At 64.9% G+C, this 17680-nt stretch carries 17 protein-coding genes; 6 read left to right on the top strand and 11 right to left on the bottom strand.

The genetic code is table 11. The features are described 5' to 3' along the window. Positions 1 to 4: 4 nt before the first annotated feature. The 3 genes from CI41S_RS31710 to ccoS all read left to right on the top strand — a co-directional run bounded on the left by CI41S_RS31710 (position 5) and on the right by ccoS (position 3356). Positions 5 to 799 carry a DUF2189 domain-containing protein gene (locus tag CI41S_RS31710; protein ID WP_139863052.1) on the top strand — a complete coding sequence of 265 codons (795 nt, stop codon included), beginning with the start codon at positions 5 to 7 and terminating at the stop codon, positions 797 to 799. A gap of 119 nt (positions 800 to 918) precedes the next feature. Further along, entirely contained in the window at positions 919 to 3165 is a 2247-nt protein-coding gene (locus tag CI41S_RS31705; protein ID WP_139863051.1) for a heavy metal translocating P-type ATPase, read from the top strand. After that, positions 3162 to 3356: a cbb3-type cytochrome oxidase assembly protein CcoS gene (ccoS, locus tag CI41S_RS31700; protein ID WP_139863050.1), complete on the top strand. Its 195-nt coding sequence runs from the start codon at positions 3162 to 3164 to the stop codon at positions 3354 to 3356. Before CI41S_RS31705 ends, ccoS begins: the two co-directional genes overlap by 4 nt. Here ccoS and CI41S_RS31695 read toward each other — a convergent pair. From CI41S_RS31695 to CI41S_RS31645, 11 genes are all read right to left on the bottom strand, one after another. After that, positions 3346 to 4326 carry a LysR family transcriptional regulator gene (locus CI41S_RS31695; RefSeq protein ID WP_139863049.1) on the bottom strand — a complete coding sequence of 327 codons (981 nt, stop codon included), beginning with the start codon at positions 4324 to 4326 and terminating at the stop codon, positions 3346 to 3348. The two genes, ccoS and CI41S_RS31695, sit on opposite strands and share 11 nt — an antisense overlap. Before the next feature lie 689 nt (positions 4327 to 5015). Beyond that, positions 5016 to 5432 (bottom strand): cupin domain-containing protein, encoded by a 417-nt coding sequence (locus CI41S_RS31690; protein ID WP_139863048.1) that lies wholly within the window; start codon positions 5430 to 5432, stop codon positions 5016 to 5018. Between the two features lie 151 nt (positions 5433 to 5583). Next, positions 5584 to 7146: a 2-isopropylmalate synthase gene (locus CI41S_RS31685; protein ID WP_139863047.1), complete on the bottom strand. Its 1563-nt coding sequence runs from the start codon at positions 7144 to 7146 to the stop codon at positions 5584 to 5586. A gap of 831 nt (positions 7147 to 7977) precedes the next feature. Further along, positions 7978 to 8925, bottom strand: coding sequence for a polyphosphate kinase 2 family protein (locus CI41S_RS31680; RefSeq protein WP_139863046.1), 948 nt, complete (start codon positions 8923 to 8925; stop codon positions 7978 to 7980). Continuing rightward, positions 8891 to 9901: a branched-chain amino acid ABC transporter permease gene (locus CI41S_RS31675; protein WP_139863045.1), complete on the bottom strand. Its 1011-nt coding sequence runs from the start codon at positions 9899 to 9901 to the stop codon at positions 8891 to 8893. Before CI41S_RS31675 ends, CI41S_RS31680 begins: the two co-directional genes overlap by 35 nt. Further along, complete coding sequence (locus CI41S_RS31670; protein WP_139863044.1) at positions 9898 to 10779, bottom strand: branched-chain amino acid ABC transporter permease; 882 nt, start codon at positions 10777 to 10779, stop codon at positions 9898 to 9900. The genes CI41S_RS31675 and CI41S_RS31670 overlap by 4 nt, the downstream gene beginning before the upstream one ends. A gap of 220 nt (positions 10780 to 10999) precedes the next feature. Next, a complete protein-coding gene (locus CI41S_RS31665; protein ID WP_139863043.1) occupies positions 11000 to 11704 on the bottom strand; it encodes an ABC transporter ATP-binding protein in 705 nt (234 codons plus the stop codon). A 3-nt stretch (positions 11705 to 11707) separates the two neighbouring features. Further along, entirely contained in the window at positions 11708 to 12481 is a 774-nt protein-coding gene (locus tag CI41S_RS31660; RefSeq protein WP_139863042.1) for an ABC transporter ATP-binding protein, read from the bottom strand. 18 nt (positions 12482 to 12499) lie between these two features. Next, positions 12500 to 13810 (bottom strand): ABC transporter substrate-binding protein, encoded by a 1311-nt coding sequence (locus tag CI41S_RS31655; RefSeq protein ID WP_139863041.1) that lies wholly within the window; start codon positions 13808 to 13810, stop codon positions 12500 to 12502. A 154-nt stretch (positions 13811 to 13964) separates the two neighbouring features. Then, the gene (locus CI41S_RS31650) at positions 13965 to 14705 is read right to left on the bottom strand and encodes a substrate-binding domain-containing protein (RefSeq protein WP_139863040.1); all 741 of its coding nucleotides are present in this window, start codon (positions 14703 to 14705) and stop codon (positions 13965 to 13967) included. A gap of 66 nt (positions 14706 to 14771) precedes the next feature. Beyond that, a complete protein-coding gene (locus CI41S_RS31645; protein WP_139485571.1) occupies positions 14772 to 15671 on the bottom strand; it encodes a LysR family transcriptional regulator in 900 nt (299 codons plus the stop codon). A 145-nt stretch (positions 15672 to 15816) separates the two neighbouring features. On the opposite strand from CI41S_RS31645, the gene CI41S_RS31640 reads away from it, so the two are divergent. From CI41S_RS31640 to CI41S_RS31630, 3 genes are read left to right on the top strand one after another with little or no spacing between them, the layout of a single operon-like run. Further along, complete coding sequence (locus CI41S_RS31640) at positions 15817 to 16584, top strand: SDR family oxidoreductase (RefSeq protein WP_139863039.1); 768 nt, start codon at positions 15817 to 15819, stop codon at positions 16582 to 16584. Between the two features lie 22 nt (positions 16585 to 16606). Further along, positions 16607 to 17392, top strand: a complete 786-nt coding sequence (locus CI41S_RS31635) for a carboxymuconolactone decarboxylase family protein (protein WP_139863038.1) — start codon at positions 16607 to 16609, stop codon at positions 17390 to 17392. A gap of 11 nt (positions 17393 to 17403) precedes the next feature. Beyond that, positions 17404 to 17634 carry a tautomerase family protein gene (locus CI41S_RS31630; protein WP_139863037.1) on the top strand — a complete coding sequence of 77 codons (231 nt, stop codon included), beginning with the start codon at positions 17404 to 17406 and terminating at the stop codon, positions 17632 to 17634. Positions 17635 to 17680 lie beyond the last annotated feature (46 nt).

Here is a 17680-nt window from a genome sequence, read left to right as displayed (position 1 = left end):
CGCCATGCCGGTGATCCCTCCGGTCGTATCGCCGCTCCCGATCCCCAACCGCTGGGCGCGGCCGCTTGCGACCGACGATCCCATGAAGTGGCTCGCCCTGGGCTGGCGCGATTTCATGACCCAGCCGGCGATGAGCATCGCCTACGGCGCCCTCATCTTCCTCGTGTCCGCGTTCTTTGTCGGCGGCCTGATCGCGCTCGGCGGCGACTACATCCTGTTTCCGGCCTTCGCCGGCTTCATGGTAGTCGGGCCGATCCTGGCCATCGGCCTCTACGAAAAGAGCCGCCGCATCGAGGCGGGCCTCCCGCTGCACTGGATCGACATCTTCCTCGTCAGACCCCGCTCCGGCGGCCAGATCCTGTTCACCGGCGTGCTGCTCTGCCTGCTGATGATGGTGTGGATGCGCGCGGCCGTCATCATCTACGCGCTGTTCTTCGGCCTGGTGCCGTTCCCCGGCCTCGGCCGAATCGCGCCGATGCTGTTCACAACGCAGACCGGATGGGCGATGCTGGTGGTCGGGACCGCGGTCGGCGGGTTGTTCGCGGCGTTCTCGTTCGCGATCAGCGCGTTTTCGATTCCCATGCTGCTCGACGAGGACACCGACGCGCTCACCGCGATGGCCAGCAGCATGGCGCTGGTATGGGCCAATCTGCGCGTGCTGCTGATCTGGGCGGTGATCGTGCTGGGGCTGTTCCTGGTGAGCCTTGCGACCGGCATGCTTGGGCTGATCGTGATCTACCCGCTGCTCGGACATGCCACCTGGCACGCCTATCGCGCGATGCAGCCGTCCGCCGGCTAAAGCGCGATGAATCGTCATCGCGCTTTAGCTCTTTGTTTGGAGCATGATCTTTTCGGAAAACCGCTTCACACTTTTCCGGATCATGCTCTCGGGCGCCGGTTGCGAAATGGAGCCGATCGATGAGTTGCTGCGCTCCCGGCGCCGAATGTCTCGCCGACGCCGGCACCTCGAACGAGGAACTGCTGCTGGCCAGCCGGACGCTGCGCGACGGCCTGCGCCAGACCGACCTCTCGGTACCTGGCATTCACTGCGGCGCCTGCCTGCAACGCATCGAGGCCGCGCTCGGCAGGCTCGACGGCGTCGCCTTCGCGCGCGCGAACTTGTCGACCCGGCGTGTTTCCGTGCAATGGCACGGCGGCCGCCCGCCGCCGCTGATCGCAGCGTTGAAGCAGATTGGCTACCAGGCGCATCTCCACGATGCCGCCGCCGACCGCAGCGATCCCGAGCTGACAAGATTGTTGCTGGCGCTCGCGGTCGCGGGATTTGCCTCCAGCAACATCATGCTGTTGTCGGCGTCGGTCTGGTCGGGCGCCGAGGCGCAAACGCGCGACCTGTTTCACTGGATCTCGGCGGCGATCGCGCTGCCGACGCTGGCCTATTCCGGCCAGGTGTTCTTCCGCTCGGCCTCGCGCAGCCTGCGTCATGGCCGCACCAACATGGATGTGCCGATCTCGATCGGCGTATTGCTGGCCTTCGCCCTCAGTCTCTATGAAACGACCCAGCACGGCCGGCACGCCTATTTCGACGCATCGGTGTCGCTGCTGTTCTTCCTCTTGATCGGGCGCACGCTCGACCATGTGATGCGGGCGCGGGCGCGGCAAGCGGTCGCGGGGCTGGCGCGGCTCTCCGCGCGCGGCGCGCTGGTGGCCCGGCCGGACGGCACGCAGATCTACCTGCCGGTCGATGAGATCGAACCTGACATGACCATCCTGCTCGCGGCAGGGGAGCGCGTGCCGGTGGATTGCCGCGTGGTCAAGGGCCGCTCCGAGCTCGATCGCTCGCTGGTGTCGGGCGAGAGCGCGCCGCAATTGGCCGTCGAGGGCACAGCATTGCAGGCAGGAACCCTCAACCTCACCGCTCCGCTCACGGTGGTCGCAACGGCGGCGGCAAAAAACTCCTTCCTCGCCGACATGGTGCGGATGATGGAGGCGGCGGAAGCCGGCCGCTCGGCCTATCGCCGCATCGCCGACCGCGCGGCGCGACTTTACGCGCCGGTCGTTCACGCCACCGCGCTCTTGGCCTTCATCGGCTGGATGATGGCGACCGGGGATGCCCACCGCGCCATCACCATCGCGATCGCCGTGCTCATCATCACCTGTCCCTGCGCGCTCGGGCTCGCCGTGCCGATGGTCCATGTGGTTGCCACCCGGCGCCTGTTCGAAGCCGGCATCATGATCAAGGACGGCAGCGCGCTGGAGCGGCTCACCAATGTCGATGCCGTGGTCCTCGACAAGACCGGCACGCTGACGGCCGGCCGGCCGCGTCTCACCCTGGTGGTCGAGACCCGCACTGAGGCGCGCGCGCTGGCGGCCGCGATCGCCGCGCATTCGCGGCATCCTTATTCGCAGGCGCTGGCCGCGCTCGGTGAGGCGCAGACACCAGTCGCGCTTGATGCCGTGGCGGAAGTTCCGGGCGCCGGCCTGGAAGCGCGGTCGGGCGAGACCATCTATCGGCTGGGACGGCCGGACTGGGCCGCCGCTCCCCTTTCCGTGCCCCCGAATGCCGCCGTCGTGTTGTCGGCCAACGGCGCCTGCCTCGCCGCCTTCCGCCTCGACGATCAACTGCGCAGCGGCGCGCAGGAGGCCATCGCCGCGCTGACGGCGGCGGGCCTCAGCATCGAGATCCTGTCGGGTGACAGCGAGGCGCGCGTCAGCGACATCGCGGGGCGGCTCGGCGTGCGCTTCACCGCCAATGCGCGGCCTGCCGACAAGGTCGCGCGCATCGCCGCGCTGAGGCAGACCGGCGCCAAGGTGCTGATGGTCGGCGACGGCTTGAACGACGCCCCGGCGCTGACCGCCGCCGATGTTTCGATGGCGCCGGCGTCGGCCGCTGATATCGGCCGCAACGCCGCCGATCTCGTATTCCTGCGCGAAGACCTGCAGGCGGTGCCGCGCGCCGTCGCGGTCGCGCGCCAGGCCGCGCGACTGGTCCGGCAGAATTTTGGCCTGGCGATCGCCTATAATGTGGTGGCGATCCCGGTTGCGGTTCTCGGCCAGGTCACGCCGCTGATGGCGGCGGTTGCGATGTCGGCATCGTCGCTCGTCGTCATCGCCAACGCATTGCGCCTCGGCGAACGCCGGTGGCGACCGCCCGCAGCGGTTCGCGCCGGGCTCACGCCGCCTCTGACGCCAGGATTGGTGCCATGATCGATTTCTTCTTTCTGGTCCCGATTGCGATCGGAATGGGGCTGGCGGGCCTCGCCTCGTTCATGTGGACGCTGAAGAGCGGGCAATACGACGATCTCGAAGGCGCGGCCCAGCGCATCCTGTTCGAGGGTCATGAAGGACCTGTCGTGGAGGAGAAACGTCCCGCACCCCCCACCGGCATCAGGACGTAATCCTGCCCACCCGCCCGGTTTCGATCGCACAGAGGTGGTCGAGCATCAGGCGGCTGCTCGCCGACAGATGCGCGGCGTCGCGAACCACGATCTTGAGTTCGCGCCGGCCCCAATCGTCGCGCAGCGGAATCGCCGACAGTCCCATGCCGGCGCCGACCACCTCGAAGGCGCGGTCGGGGATCAGGCCGAGACCCATATTGGCCTGCACCATGCGGCAGACCGCATCGAAGCCCGGCACGTTGATGCGCAGCCGCATCGTCTTGCCGGCCTGGGTTGCCGCATATTGCGAGCGCAGATAGATCGAGCTCGCGGTGTGCAGACCGATGTGATCGTAGTCGAGCGTCTCGGTGAACAGCAGGCTGTCGCGGCCGGCCAGCGGATGGTCCGGCCGCATCACCACGACCAGATTGTCGTAGCGGTAATGGAAAGCTTCGAGCCCGCGGCTGTCGGCCTCGGCCGAGCAGATGCCGATCTCGGCCGCGCCCTCCTCGATGCCGCGCACCACCTGCCCACTTGGCCGCTCCTGTAAATCGACGCGCAATAGCTCATGCGCGGCAAAGAAGGCGGACAGATCCTCCGGCAGATACTGCACGATCGCCGACAGGTTGGCGAGCATGCGGACATGGCCGCGCACGCCTTGCGAATATTCCGACAGCTCGACCGCGATCTTCTCGACATTGAGCAGCGTGACGCGGGCGTGATGCAGCAGCGCCTCGCCGGCCGGCGTCAGCGCCATGCCTTTTGCGAGACGCTTGAACAGCGTGACGCCGAAGGCGAGCTCGAAATCGTTCATCCGCTTCGACACCGCGGAGGCCGCAATGCCCTCGCGCTGCGCGGCGCGGGTCAGGTTCTGCTCGTCGCAGACGGCGATGAACAGCCGCAGCGTGGTGAGATCGACGCGCCGCGTCAGCGCGGTCTCCGCGGCCGTCGGGCTGCGCTGCGGGTCTGAGACAATGGAGGCAAGCGACATCGATGGCGTCCTTCGGGCATGGACGCCAGTAAGGTTAGCGCCGGCGGGAGCGCAAAAAATCCCAATTGTGGCGGCGGCCGGAGCGCCGTGTGGGACGCCATTCCAATATTGCCGCGAAAATGCGCGGCAGATTCCAACCTGGCCCGCTCACGTCAGTGAGGCAGCCTACCGTCGAAAAAACGACCGCGGAGGTGCCCACCCTTCCCGGCGTGCTGGTGATGTGGACATGGCGCAAGTGCGCCTTTGTACACCCGAACCTTCCCGACCGTCACCCTGAGAGGATGTGAGGCTATATCCTCATCCATCGCTGTCGCCCGGCCTGTGCGCAATTGCGCACATGGACCGGGCGATCCAGTACGCCGCGGCCCCTCGGCTCAAGCACTGCGGCCTCTGGAATACTGGATCGCCCGCATGCGCGGGTGATGACACTGAGCAAGCTGAGCAAATCAATCCGTCACCCCGCGCAAAGGCTTCGCCTTTGTCGCAGGACGTGCGAGCCTCTTCGGCGAGCCTCGAAGGGCGACGGCCCGACTCGCTCCGCAAGAAAGCGGATGCGTGCGCTGAAGCATCCAGGCCGTGCATCCTTCGAGACGCGCGTGCCGCGCTCCTCGGGGGTGACGGAGATTGGCAGCACCGTTTCTCCACGCGTCGTCCCGGCGAAAGCCGGGACCGACCCGATGCAGACATCACTACTGGGCTGGAGAAGCGATCGGCTTTCCCTTCTCGACAACATAAGTAGCAATTACTTTCGCGCCGATCGGACCAGTTTTGGCGTCGTGAACGGCACCTGGCGGAATTTGATAGCTCTCACCCGACTTCAAGGTCTTGTCTGCTTGACCATCGACCATGAGCACCATCTCGCCTTCCAGCAGAAAGCCTGACTCCGGACCGGGATGCGTATGGCGCCCGATATTCACGTTGGGCCCGACTTCAGCTATTCCAATGATCGTCTCATAGTTTGTGCCGGGCACGTCAAACTTTTGTAGCGGCGTCCGCTTTATCGTCGCGGTTTGCTGGGTTGCCGCAGGCAAATTCTGCTGGGCAGCGGCGATACCGGTCATCGACAACGTGACTACGGCAGTGCAAAGCAAGAATTTGACAAGCATCGTTTCCTCCAAAATACATAATAGAATACGCGGAATAGTATCAAATCTTCAGCCCCCTGCCATGTCTCAAATTGCCGCTTAGCTGGGCGGCTCAAACGAAAAACGCGGCGCCGAGGCGCCGCGTTTGCTGTCGCATCCATGCAGCCAATCGTCAGCTCGCGGCGGCCGCCGCGGGGACGTCGCGCTGGCGCTTCATCACGATCTTGTTCAGGGCGCCGAGATAGGCCTTTGCAGACGCGACCAGCGTGTCCGGATCGGCGGCGCGGGCGGTCATCGAGCGGCCCTCATGGGCGAGGCGGACCGAGACTTCGGCCTGCGCGTCGGTGCCTTCGGTCACCGCGTGCACCTGATACAGTTCGAGCTTGGCCTCGTGCGGCACCAGGCGCTTGATGCAGTTGAAGACGGCGTCGACCGGACCGTTGCCCTCGGCCTCCTCGATCCTGATCTGGCCGTCGACGTCGAGCTTCATGGTGGCGCGCTGCGGGCCATGGGTGCCGGCGATCACGGTCAGCGAGGTCAGCTTGATGCGGTCGTGCGCGGCGGCCATCTCCTGGTCGACCAGCGCCTCGATGTCCTCGTCGTAGATGTCCTTCTTGCGGTCGGCCAGCGCCTTCATGCGCGTGAACGCATCCTCCAGCTGGTTGGCGCCGAGCTTGTAGCCCATCTCCTCCAGCTTGTGGATGAAGGCGTGGCGGCCGGAATGCTTGCCGAGCACCAGCGACGACTGCTTCAAGCCGACCATCTCGGGCTTCATGATCTCGTAGGTCGAGGCGTCCTTCAGCACACCGTCCTGATGGATGCCACTCTCATGGGCAAAGGCGTTACGGCCGACGATCGCCTTGTTGTACTGCACCGGAAACGAGGTCGCGGCCGACACCACCTTCGAGGCGCGGGTCAGCTGCGTGGTGTCGATCTTGTTCCAGTACGGAAAGCGGTCGTTGCGCACGTTGATCGCCATCACGATCTCTTCCAGCGCGGCGTTGCCGGCGCGCTCGCCGATGCCGTTGATGGTGCATTCGACCTGGCGCGCGCCACCCATGATGCCGGCCAGCGAGTTGGCCACCGCCATGCCGAGGTCGTTGTGGCAGTGCACCGAGAAGATCGCCTTGTCGGAGTTCGGCACCCGCTCGATCAGCGTCCGCATGAAGTGGGTGTATTCCTCCGGCACGGTGTAGCCGACGGTGTCGGGGATGTTGACCGTGGTGGCGCCGGCCTTGATGACGGCCTCGACGATCCGGCACAGATAGTCCATGTCGCTGCGGGTGCCGTCCTCGGCCGACCATTCGACGTCGTCGATCTGGTTGCGGGCGCGGGCGACCATCGCGACCGAAGTCTCGATGACCTCCTCGGGGGTCTTGTTCAACTTCACCCGCATGTGCAGCGGCGAGGTCGCGATCACGGTGTGGACGCGGCCGCGTTTTGCAAACTTCACCGCCTCGGCGCAGCGATCGATGTCGGCCGGATGGGCGCGCGACAGGCCGGCGATCACGGAGTTCTTCGAGCGGCGGGCGATCTCGCTGACCGCCTGGAAATCACCTTCCGAGGTGATCGGAAAGCCCGCCTCGATGACGTCGACGCCCATGTCGTCCAGCAGCTCGGCGACCTCCAGCTTCTCCTCGAAGGTCATGGTGGCGCCGGGGCACTGCTCGCCGTCGCGCAAGGTGGTGTCGAAAATGATGACGCGGTCCTTATCGGACTTGTTCTGGGTGGCCATATCGGAAATTCCTTTGAAGCTTTGCGCCCGTTCGGCAGCTTGTCGACCTCAGGGCGATGTCAGGGTCTGGTGATCTCGTCAAACCCCTGAGTGCCCAGGCACAAATGCCCAGCCGGCCCTCAGGGGCAGGTAAGAAGCAGGCCGCCAATCAGGAGGGTGGGCGCTGCGGCCGGGATCGTGGCGGTAGCCGAGGCCACCTCCCGCAAAATCCCATCAATTTGGCCGCGAATCAGCATTGCCAGACCCTTTTGAGCGCCAGATCCTCGGGCAAAACCGTTGACGGTTGGTTGCCGGGACGCGCCTTGGTGGCGTCGTTCTAGACGATTATGGCAAGCCGCCGCAATGGGGAAAGATGGGCAGCAGGGTTGACCTAACCCATGCGCAACCAATGGCCCCGATTGATCTGCGCCTCTCCCACGCCCGGTGAGCATCGTCTGCACGATTTCGGAATTTTGGAAGAATACCGGTGAGTTGCCCGACGTGTCAAGTTGCGGTTGCGGAATACCGGCGGGCTACTTTGCATGGGGTTGTTTTTCGTGTTTTGGCACTCGGCGGACATGAGGAGGAAGCCGACCGCTGTGCTCGCGTAAGGAACGCCCCGGCGGAAGGGTTCCCTCCCCCCTTGCGGGGGAGGGTTAGGGAGAGGGGTACCACACGGGTGGTCGCTCGATCGTGCGTCGCGACGAGCAGTAGCCGCGAGATTGCGAGCGCAGCGCTGCATCGATCATCTCGCCCGGGGCCACCCCTCTCCTCAGCCCTCCCCCGCAAGGGGGGAGGGAGCCCGAACAGCGTGCTCACCTTACATGTCCGTCGCGACGGACTCATCGCTTGCTACTTCTTCTTCGCCGCCGTCTTCTTCCCCTCCGCCTCGCCCTTCCCTTCCGCCAGCAGCGCGTCGCGGACGCGCTTGAACTCGCTCAAGTCCGCCTTGTCGACTTCGGGGAATCTCAGGTCGAGCTTGTCGAGGGCGTTGACGATGGTCGAGCCGATCACGACGCGGGCGAACCATTTGTGGTCGGCGGGGACGATGTGCCAGGGCGCCTCTTTCGTCGACGTGTGGTGAATCATGTCCTGGTACGCGGCCTGGTACTTCGCCCACAACTTCCGCTCGGCGATGTCGGCCATCGAGAACTTCCAGTTTTTCGCGGGCTCATCGAGGCGATCGAGGAAGCGCTGGCGCTGCTCCTCCTTGGAAACGTGCAGGAAGAATTTCAGGATCACGGTGCCGTTGCGCGCAAGATAGCGCTCGATCGCGGAGATGTCCTCGAAGCGCTCGCGCCAGATGTTTTTTGTCACCAGCTTCTTCGGCATCTTCTGCTTGGCGAGCACCTCGGGGTGCACGCGCACTACCAGGCATTCCTCGTAATAGGAGCGATTGAAGATGCCGATGCGGCCGCGCTCCGGCAGCGCGATCATCGCGCGCCACATGAAGTCGTGATCGAGCTCGCGGGTTGACGGCTGCTTGAACGACCACACCTCGCAGCCCTGCGGGTTGACGCCTTCGAACACGCTCTTGATCGCACTGTCCTTGCCGGCGGCATCCATGCCCTGGAAGATCAGCAGCATCGACCAGCGGTCCTGGGCGTAGAGCTTTTCCTGGAAATCGTTGAGCCGCTTGCGGTTGGCTTCGATGATCTTGCTCCCGGCATCCTTGTCGATGCCGCCCTTCTCGGCGGTCGGGAATGATTTGAGGTGGAATTCGCCGGCGCCGTCGTGGCGGAACGGCGCGACGAAGGGCTTCAGCTCATCGGCGAGCGACGGGGACGGTTTGTTGTTCATGACCTCTCGGCGGCTTGCGTGGCGATTTGACCAGGTCGATCACGCTACCAAGAATGCCCTTGGGCAGGAAGATGATGAACAGCACCAGCAGCACGCCATAGACCAGATTGTCCCAGCCGACCGCCTTGGTGCCGAACGAGATGCGCAAGACTTCCGCGAGCAAAATGGTGATGACGGCGCCGACCGTCGGTCCCAGCGCGACATAGACGCCGCCGACGATGGCCGCGAACACCATCTGCAGGGAGACCGCGATGCCGCTCACCGTGTCGGGCGAGATGAACATCTGGTACTGGCAGTACAGCGCGCCGGCGAGCGCGGTCATCAGCGCGCTGATCAGGGTGATCTTGAGCTTTTCGGCGGTGACGTTGACGCCGGCCGCGGCCGCCGCGTCCTCGTCCTCCGAGATCGCTTCCATGGCGTGCCGGATCATGCTGCGGTCGATGGCGCGCCAGACCACGAGGCCGACCACCCAGACCGCGAGCGCGATCAGGTACCAGGTCGCCTTGTCGTCGAACTGTAGCGCGAGCAGCCCCTTGCCGCTCGGCGCGCGCTGCGGCGTGTAGCCGAGCGAGCCGCCGGTATAATCGCGCGTCGCGGTGATCACCTGCAGCACGATGCCCGACAGCGCCAAGGTCACCAGCACGAAGTAATGGCCGGTGATGCGGAAGCGGAAGCAGGGATAGGCGACGATCAGCGCCAGCACGCCCGCTGTGACCATGCTCAAGGGAATGCCGATCCACGGGGTGATGCCGAGATGATTCCACAGCAGCGCGGTGACATAGGCGCCGATGCCCATGAAGCCGCCATGGCCGAGCGAGACCAGGCCGAAGCGGCCCATGATCGACCACGACGTATAGGCGAACGACCAGATCAGGATCAGCACCATGATGTGCAGATGATAGGGATCGCGGTGCACGAACGGCACCGCGACGAGAACGATCAGCGCAATGATCCAGCCGGCGAGTTGCCTGTTCACGAGCGCCTCGCCAAAAGGCCCGCGGGCCGGATGAACATCATGATGATGAAGAAGGCGAACGCCAGCACGTAGCCCCATTCGAGATCGGAGAACAGGCCGCCGAGCGAGATGATCTCGGCGAACACGAAGGCGGCGATGAAGCCGCCGATGAAATTGCCGAGGCCGCCGAGCACGCAGATCAGGAAGGTGATCGGGCCGAACGACAGGCCGACGAACGGATGCACGTCGTATTGCAGCACGAGCAGGCAGGCGGCGAGGCCGGCAAGCCCGCCGCCGATCGCCGAGGTGACGAGGTAGATCCGTTTCGCATCGACGCCCATCAGCGGCATGATCTGGCGGTCCTGCGCGATGGCGCGGATTGCGGTGCCGGTGAAGGTGCGGGTCAGGAATAGATAGACCCCGATCATGCCGAGCAGCGCGGCGCCAAACGACAGCAGCCGTGCGTAGGAGAAATTCATCTCGCCGAGCGCCAGCACCGGCATGCGGATGCCGAGATTGCGGAAGTCGATGCCGAAGGCGACGGTGGCAAAGCTCTGCAGGATGAACAGCACGCCGCCGGTGGCGAGCAGCTGGTTGATCGGCGGCGCGGTGAGCAGCGGCGCGATGACGAGGTAGTGCAGCGCGGCGCCCATCAGCGCTACCAGCAGGATGACGAGCGGCGCGGCGGCCCAGTACGGCAGATGGAAGACCTGCACGAGGTAATACATGCCGTACATGCCGATCATGACGAGCTCGGCGTAGCAGATCCAGGTGACGTCGATGACGCCGAAGATCAGGTTGAGCCCGAGCGCCAAGAGCGCCAGCACGCCGCCGAGCAGGATGCCGTTGATCACGGCCTCCAGCAGGTAGATGTCGAAGATGTCGAGGAAGGATTGCATGCTGTCACACTGCCTTAGATCGCGACGTCGTCGTCTAGCTGAATAAGCGGAACCGTCATCCTGAGGTGCGCGCTCTTGCGCGCCTCGAAGGATGCACGGCCCGTCTGTGGCCGATTCATCCTTCGAGGCGAGCCTAGTGGCGCTGGCGCGCCACTAGGCTCGCACCTCAGGATGACGGGAAACTGTGTGAGCACGCCTGCGGGATCTGTTGTCATCATCCTCACACCCCCAAATATGCCTGCTTGATGGTGTCGCTGGCGGCGAGTTCGGCGGCGGTGCCGGCGGCGCGGATGCTGCCGGCTTCCAAGAGATAGGCGCGGTCGACCACGCGCAGCACCTGCTGCACGTTCTGCTCGACGATCAAGACCGTGAGCCCGCTGGCGCGGATACGCTTCACCAGCTCGAACACCTGCTGCACCACGACCGGCGCGAGGCCCGCCGATGGCTCGTCGAGCAACAGCAATTTCGGGTTCGACATCAGCGCGCGGCCGATCGCGCACATCTGCTGCTCGCCGCCGGACATGGTGCCGGCCATCTGGTTGCGCCGCTCCTTCATGCGCGGGAACAGGTCGAACACGAATTCGAGCCGCTCGGCATACTTTGCGCGCGCGCCTTGCATGTACGCGCCCATCTTCAGATTGTCTGATACGGTCAGCCGCGGAAACAGCCGGCGGTTCTCCGGCACATGGGCGATGCCGAGGCTGACAATGCGGTGCGGCGGGGTCGCACCGACGTCGGTGCCCTCCATCGCGATGCGGCCCTTGAGCGGGCGGATCAGACCGGAGATCAGGCGCATCAGGGTGGTCTTGCCGGCGCCGTTCGGGCCGATCACGCCGACCGCCTCGCCCGCCTTGACGTCGAGGCTGACGTCGAACAGGGCCTGAAAGCTGCCATAGCCTGCATCGATCGATTTTAGTTCCAGCATGCGTCAAGCCCCGATCCGGCGGCGCGCCTGCGCCGCGGCGGCGGCCGCCAGCGAGGCGTCCGCATCGGTGCCGAGATAGACCTCGATGACACGGCGGTCGCCGGCGACATCGGCCGGCAGGCCCTCGGCGATCTTCTCGCCGTGGTCGAGCACCATCACGCGATCGACCACCCGCATCAAGACGCCCATGATGTGCTCGACCCAGATGATGGTGATACCGAGCTCGTCGCGGATCCGGCGCAGCATGTCGGCGGCCTGGTCCATCTCGTGCTCGTCGAGCCCGCCGAGGCTTTCGTCGGCGAGCAGCAGCTTTGGCCCGGTGGCGAGCGCCTTGGCGAGCTCGAGCTTCTTCAACCCGGCGGCGCCGAGGCCCTCGACGCTGGCGTGGCGATCGGTCGGCAGGCCGACCATCGCCAGCGCGCGCTCGGCGGCCTCCTCGGCCTTGGCGCGGCTGTGGCGGCCCTGGCCGTAGAAGCCGGCCAGCGAAACGTTGTCAAAAATGCTGAGGCGATGGAACGGCCGCGGAATCTGGAAGGTGCGGCCGATGCCGCCATTGATGATCCGGTGCGGCGCGAGCCCCGCGATCTCGCGGCCGTCGAACATGATCGAGCCTGACGTGGGCGGCAGCGTGCCGGAGAGCATGTTGAAGATCGTGCTCTTGCCCGAGCCGTTCGGACCGATCAGGCCGAGGATCTCGCCCTGCTCGACGCGGAACGAGACATTGTTGACGGCGCGGAAGCCGCCAAACCGCTTGACCAGGCCTTCGACGGCGAGCACGGCGATCCTTTCCGAAAGCTACTTATAGCTGTAGGTGGTGCCGGCCGGCAGCGGCAGCACGGTCTCGCGCTGCATCTGGCTCTTCGGCCACACCACATAGGATTTGTCGTCGATATATTGCAGCACCACCGGGAACGAGCGCGAATTCTGGCCGGCGAACTGCTCGCCCTCGCCGTAGAATTTGACGCCGAAGCCGAGCATGGTGCCGCCTTCGGGAATGTCGGTGTCGAGCGCGGCCTTGCGCAGCGCGTCCGGATCGACGCCGCCATACTTCTTGATCGCGCGCGGCAGCACGTCGTCCATGAACACAAAGGCATTCGACGCGCCGATGCCGACATGGGCGGAGCGGATCGGCACCCCCGCCTTGAGCTTGTCGAACTCCTCGCCGACCATCTTGATCACCGCCGGCAGCTTCTTGTCCATGCCGGTCTGGTTGGCGAGCCAGATCGAGATCGGGTCGGTGTTAAAGAGATAGTTGGCGTCGCCGCCAAGCCCTTCCTTCAGCTTTTCATAGACGCCGTAGCCGGCGCCGTGACCGACGATGGCGCCGAACTTCAGCCCCTGCTCGCGCGCCTGGCGGAATAAAAGCGTGATGTCCGGATTGTAGCCGGTGTGGAAGATCACGTCGGGCCGGGCGCGCTTCAGCTTGGTCACCAGTGCCGACAGGTCCGGCGCGGTCGCCGAATAGCCCTCCTTCAGCACGATGTTGAAGCCGGCCTTCTTGGCGCCGGCCTCGTTGCCCTTGGCGACGTCGACGCCATAGGCGCCGTCCTCGTGGATGATGGCGACGCGCAGGTCCTTCGGCTCCTTGCCGAACTTGGCTTGCGCCTGGTTGGCAATGAAATCCATCGTCATCTGGCCGAACTGGTCGCCGCTGGCCTGCGGGCGGAACACGTATTTGTAGTTCTTGCCGTCGAACACCGATGACGAGATGCAGGTGGTCATCCACATGAACTTCTTCAGCTGCTCGACGCGGGCCGCCACCGGCACGCACTGCGCCGAGGAGAAGAAGCCCATCACCAGGTCGACCTTCTCCTGCTCGAGCAGACGGACCGACTCGTTGATCGCGATGTCTGGCTTGCTCTGGGCGTCGGCATAGACCGCCTCGACCTTGTAACCCTCGACGCCGGTCTTGGCGTAGTGGTCGAGCATGATCTTGACGCCGGTATATTGCAGCTCGGAGCCACCGCCGGCGAGCGGGCCGGTGAGGTCGAAGATCACGCCGATCTTGATATTCTTGTCCTGCGCCTGCGCGGTGTCAGTGGCGCCGAGCGCTGCAACCGCGACGGACAGACCCGCAAACCAACGGGCAGCCTTCATGACCGGCATGAAATCCCTCCCCAGAGATTGTGCACTGCATTTTATTGTTTGTCGTGCCGCCTTATCACAGGGGGAGCCGCCGATGATGTCAAGCGTCATGGCTGCGTCCGCGCGGCGCAGGGCTGATCAAAGCTTCATCAGATGGTCGCAGATGCGACGCAGCTTATCCGCGCGGCCGCTCCATCCCCGCTCGCTTGATTGCTGCACGCATGAGGTCGGTGTCGGCGGAAAGGAAGTCGATCAGGCGCCTGGCTGCCTCAGGCGCCCTGGAGTCGCTGACAACAGCGGCTGTGAAGGTTTGGACGAGCTGGAAATTTGGCGGGAGCAGGCCAACGACCTCGATGCCACTCTCCTGCACCAGTTCGCTGGTGGGCCCAATCGAGAGATTTGCCTTGCCTGCTCTCAGCGCTTCAACCGCCTCGGTTCCACGCGCCTCGAAGCTGAGCGTCACCGTCTCCGGCAAATTCAGCTTCGGGAATACCTTGTCGCGGAAATACTGGCCGCTGGTGCTGCTCGGCGCCACCACCTGGCCGGCGTCGATCAGGGCTTTGCGGAGTGCGGCCTCATCGCTGATGTCAGGCTTGGGACTGCCGGCCCGAACCGCGGCGGCCAAGGCCGCCGTCGCCAGCCCCGCTTCGGATCCCGAACGAATCCATCCGTCCTCGTTCAGCGTTCGAAGTCCTTCGCGTGACAGGATCACCACATCCGCTTTGGTTCCGTTGGCAAGCTGGTGCCTGATGGTTTTCGGACCGGTGCCCTCCGACGCGCCGGATCCGGTCTCCACCGCGATGCCCGTGCTGCGCTCGAATGCAGGCAGCACCTCGCGGTAGACCGCAGCGAAGCCGCCCGAGATGATGACCTTGATGGTTTTGGGGGTATCGGCGGTGGCGGCTTGTTCCGTCATTGCGCATTTCCTTGGCCTTCGAGGTGAAGCTAGCATGACCCCTGAGGACCACGCGGTCATGTTGTCCTACTTGCCGCGGTATCTCAGAGCCTCGACCAGCAGCGTGAAAGCCGGTGAGGCTTGCCGACGGCTCGGATAGTAGAGGTGATAGCCCGAGAACGGTGGACACCAATCCGCCAGCACGCGAATGAGCCGACCGTCGGAGACGTATGGCCGGACGTGTCCTTCGGTGAGGTAGGCCAGGCCCAAGCCTTTCAGCGCCCCGTCCAGAAGAAGGCCGGCGCTGTTGAACACAAGCTGTCCCTCCACCCGAACGTTGAGCTCCCGCGCACTCTTCTCGAACTCCCATGCATAGAGACGGCCGCCATGGGTCGGCAGTCGAAGGTTGAGGCAGTTGTGCTGGGTTAGATCCTGAGGCGTCTTCGGCCGCTTGCGATCGGCGAAGTAGGACGGCGACCCGACGACGGCCATTCTGAGATCGGGGCTGATGCGCACGGCGATCATGTCCTTCGCGACGAGCTCGCCGGGGCGGATGCCGGCATCGACCTGCTGCGCCACGATATTGGTGAGCCCGTAATCGATGATCACCTCGACATGGATGTCGGGGTACTTGGGCAGAATCTTCCCGAGTGCCGGCAGCAGGATCTCGGCGGCGGCGAACTCCGTCGCCGTCAGGCGGACGGTTCCGGCTGGCTTCTCGCGCAGTTCGCTGAGTGCAGCGAGATCGGCATCCATCTCGGCGAACTTGGGGCCGACGCTCAGGAACAACCGTTCGCCGGCCTGGGTTGGCGTGACGCTGCGCGTCGTCCGGTTCAGCAATCGAACCCCGAGCCGCTCCTCCAGATTCCGCACGATCTGGCTGAGCGCGGACTGCGTCATGCCGAGCTTCGCCGCGGCCCGCGTGAAGCTGCGCTCCCGCGCGACCGCGAGGAAGGCGATGAGATCGCTGGCGTTGTCCCGGTTCATTCATAAGCCTGACTAATGACTGCATTCACAATCTATCACCTAATCGCGCGGGCGCGGAAGACCTAGGTTCTGATCAGCCATCGATCCGCAGCACGTGTGGCGACCGAACGGATCGAATGATCCTGCAACATGAAGCGAGGAGTGGATGAGCCCGATCTATGACTTCAAAGGACAGGTGGCCCTGGTCACCGGTGCCGCCAGCGGCATGGGACTGGCAACGGCACGGATGTTCGCCGAGAGCGGCGCCTCCGTCGTTCTGGCCGACCTCGACGGCGATCTCGCCGCGAAGGAGGACGAGCGGATCGTCCGTAACGGCGGCACGGCCATTGGCCTCGCCTGCGACGTCGCCGACGAGATGCAGGTGGCAGCGATGGTCGACCGCGCGGTCGCAGCGTACGGACGGCTCGACATGGCGTTCAACAACGCCGGCATCCAAGTGCCGCCATCGGACGCCGCCGAGGAACCGATTGAGCATTTCGAGCGCGTCGCAGCGGTAAACCAGCGGGGCGTCTGGGCCTGCATGAAGCATCAGCTGCGCGTGATGCGCGATCAAGGGAGCGGCGCGATCGTCAATTGCTCTTCGTTGGGCGGTCTCGTCGGCCTCCCGCAACGCGCGGCCTATCACGGCACCAAACACGCCGTGCTTGGCATGACCAAGAGCGCGGGTGTCGAATACGCCCCCCGCGGCATCCGCATCAACGCGGTCTGCCCCGGCACCATCGACACGCCGATGGTCGCTGACATGCTCAAGGGCCAAGCCGCCGCGATGGCCGAAATCATGAAGCAGCAGCCGATCGGCCGCCTCGGCCGGGCCGAGGAGGTCGCGGCCGCCGTCTTGTGGCTATGTAGTCCCGCCGCAAGTTTCGTGATCGGCGTTGGCCTGCCGGTCGATGGCGGCTTCACCGCGCACTGAAGATCATAGCAAGGCGTTTCCAATGAGAGCTGTCGCAGCAATCGCCTTTTCGCTCTGCCTGGCGCTCCAGGCCTCTGCCCAGACGGCAGCGACCAGAATGGAAGGAAACAAGGTCATGCCAACGATGGAAGACATTCGCGCCACCGCGCCCGCCCTCGAAAAGTATGGCAAAGATGTCCTGCTCGGCGATCTCTGGAAGCGACCGGGCCTTTCCCGCCGGGACCGCAGCATCGTCACCGTCGCCGCGCTGATCGCCCGCGATCAGACCGTCGAACTGCCGTACTACCTGACCCTCGCGCTCGACAACGGCGTGAAGCCGTCGGAGATTTCGGAGATCATCACGCACCTTGCCTTCTACACCGGCTGGGCGAATGCGATGGATGCGATCCCGGCGGCGCGGGATGTGTTTCGGAGCCGCAACATCGGAGCCGATCAGCTCCCGCTGGCCTCCGGGCCTCAGCTTCCGCTCGACGAGGCGGCGGAGAAGCAGCGGGCGACGCGTGTCGGAGAGCAGTTCGGACAGGTCACGCCGAGCCTCGTCCAGTACACGACCGACGTGTTGTTCCGGGATCTCTGGCTCAGACCGGCGCTGGCTCCGCGTGATCGCAGCCTGGTCACCGTGAGCGCTCTCATGGCGACGGGCCAGGTCGCGCAGATCACCTATCACCTGAACCGCGCGATGGACAACGGGCTCACGCGCGGGGAAGCTGGCGAGGTGCTCGGCCATCTCGCCTTCTACGCCGGCTGGCCCAACGCTTTTTCCGCGGCACCGGTCGTCAAGGACGTCGTCGAAAAGCGCGCGCATTGAAGGAAACCGTCATGCCGCACGTCGTCGTCAAGCTCTACTCGGGACGATCCGCTCAACAGAAGCAAGCGCTCGCGCACGCGATTACCAGAGCGGTGACCAGCACGCTCGGCTCCGGCGAAGAGTCCGTATCGGTCGGCATAGAAGATGTGGCGCCGCAGGACTGGGCGAGCCGCGTTTACGGACCAGACATCGTCGGCAAGCCCGAGACCATCTTCAAGCAGCCCGGCTACGATCCTCGCTGAGCGAAGCAAGGCGATGATCACCCGCAGAAGCATACTCATCGGCGGC

It is taken from the genome of Bradyrhizobium ivorense (assembly GCF_900696085.1).
Classification (GTDB): Bacteria; Pseudomonadota; Alphaproteobacteria; order Rhizobiales; family Xanthobacteraceae; genus Bradyrhizobium; species Bradyrhizobium ivorense.
This window is presented reverse-complemented; position numbering and strand designations above follow the sequence as displayed.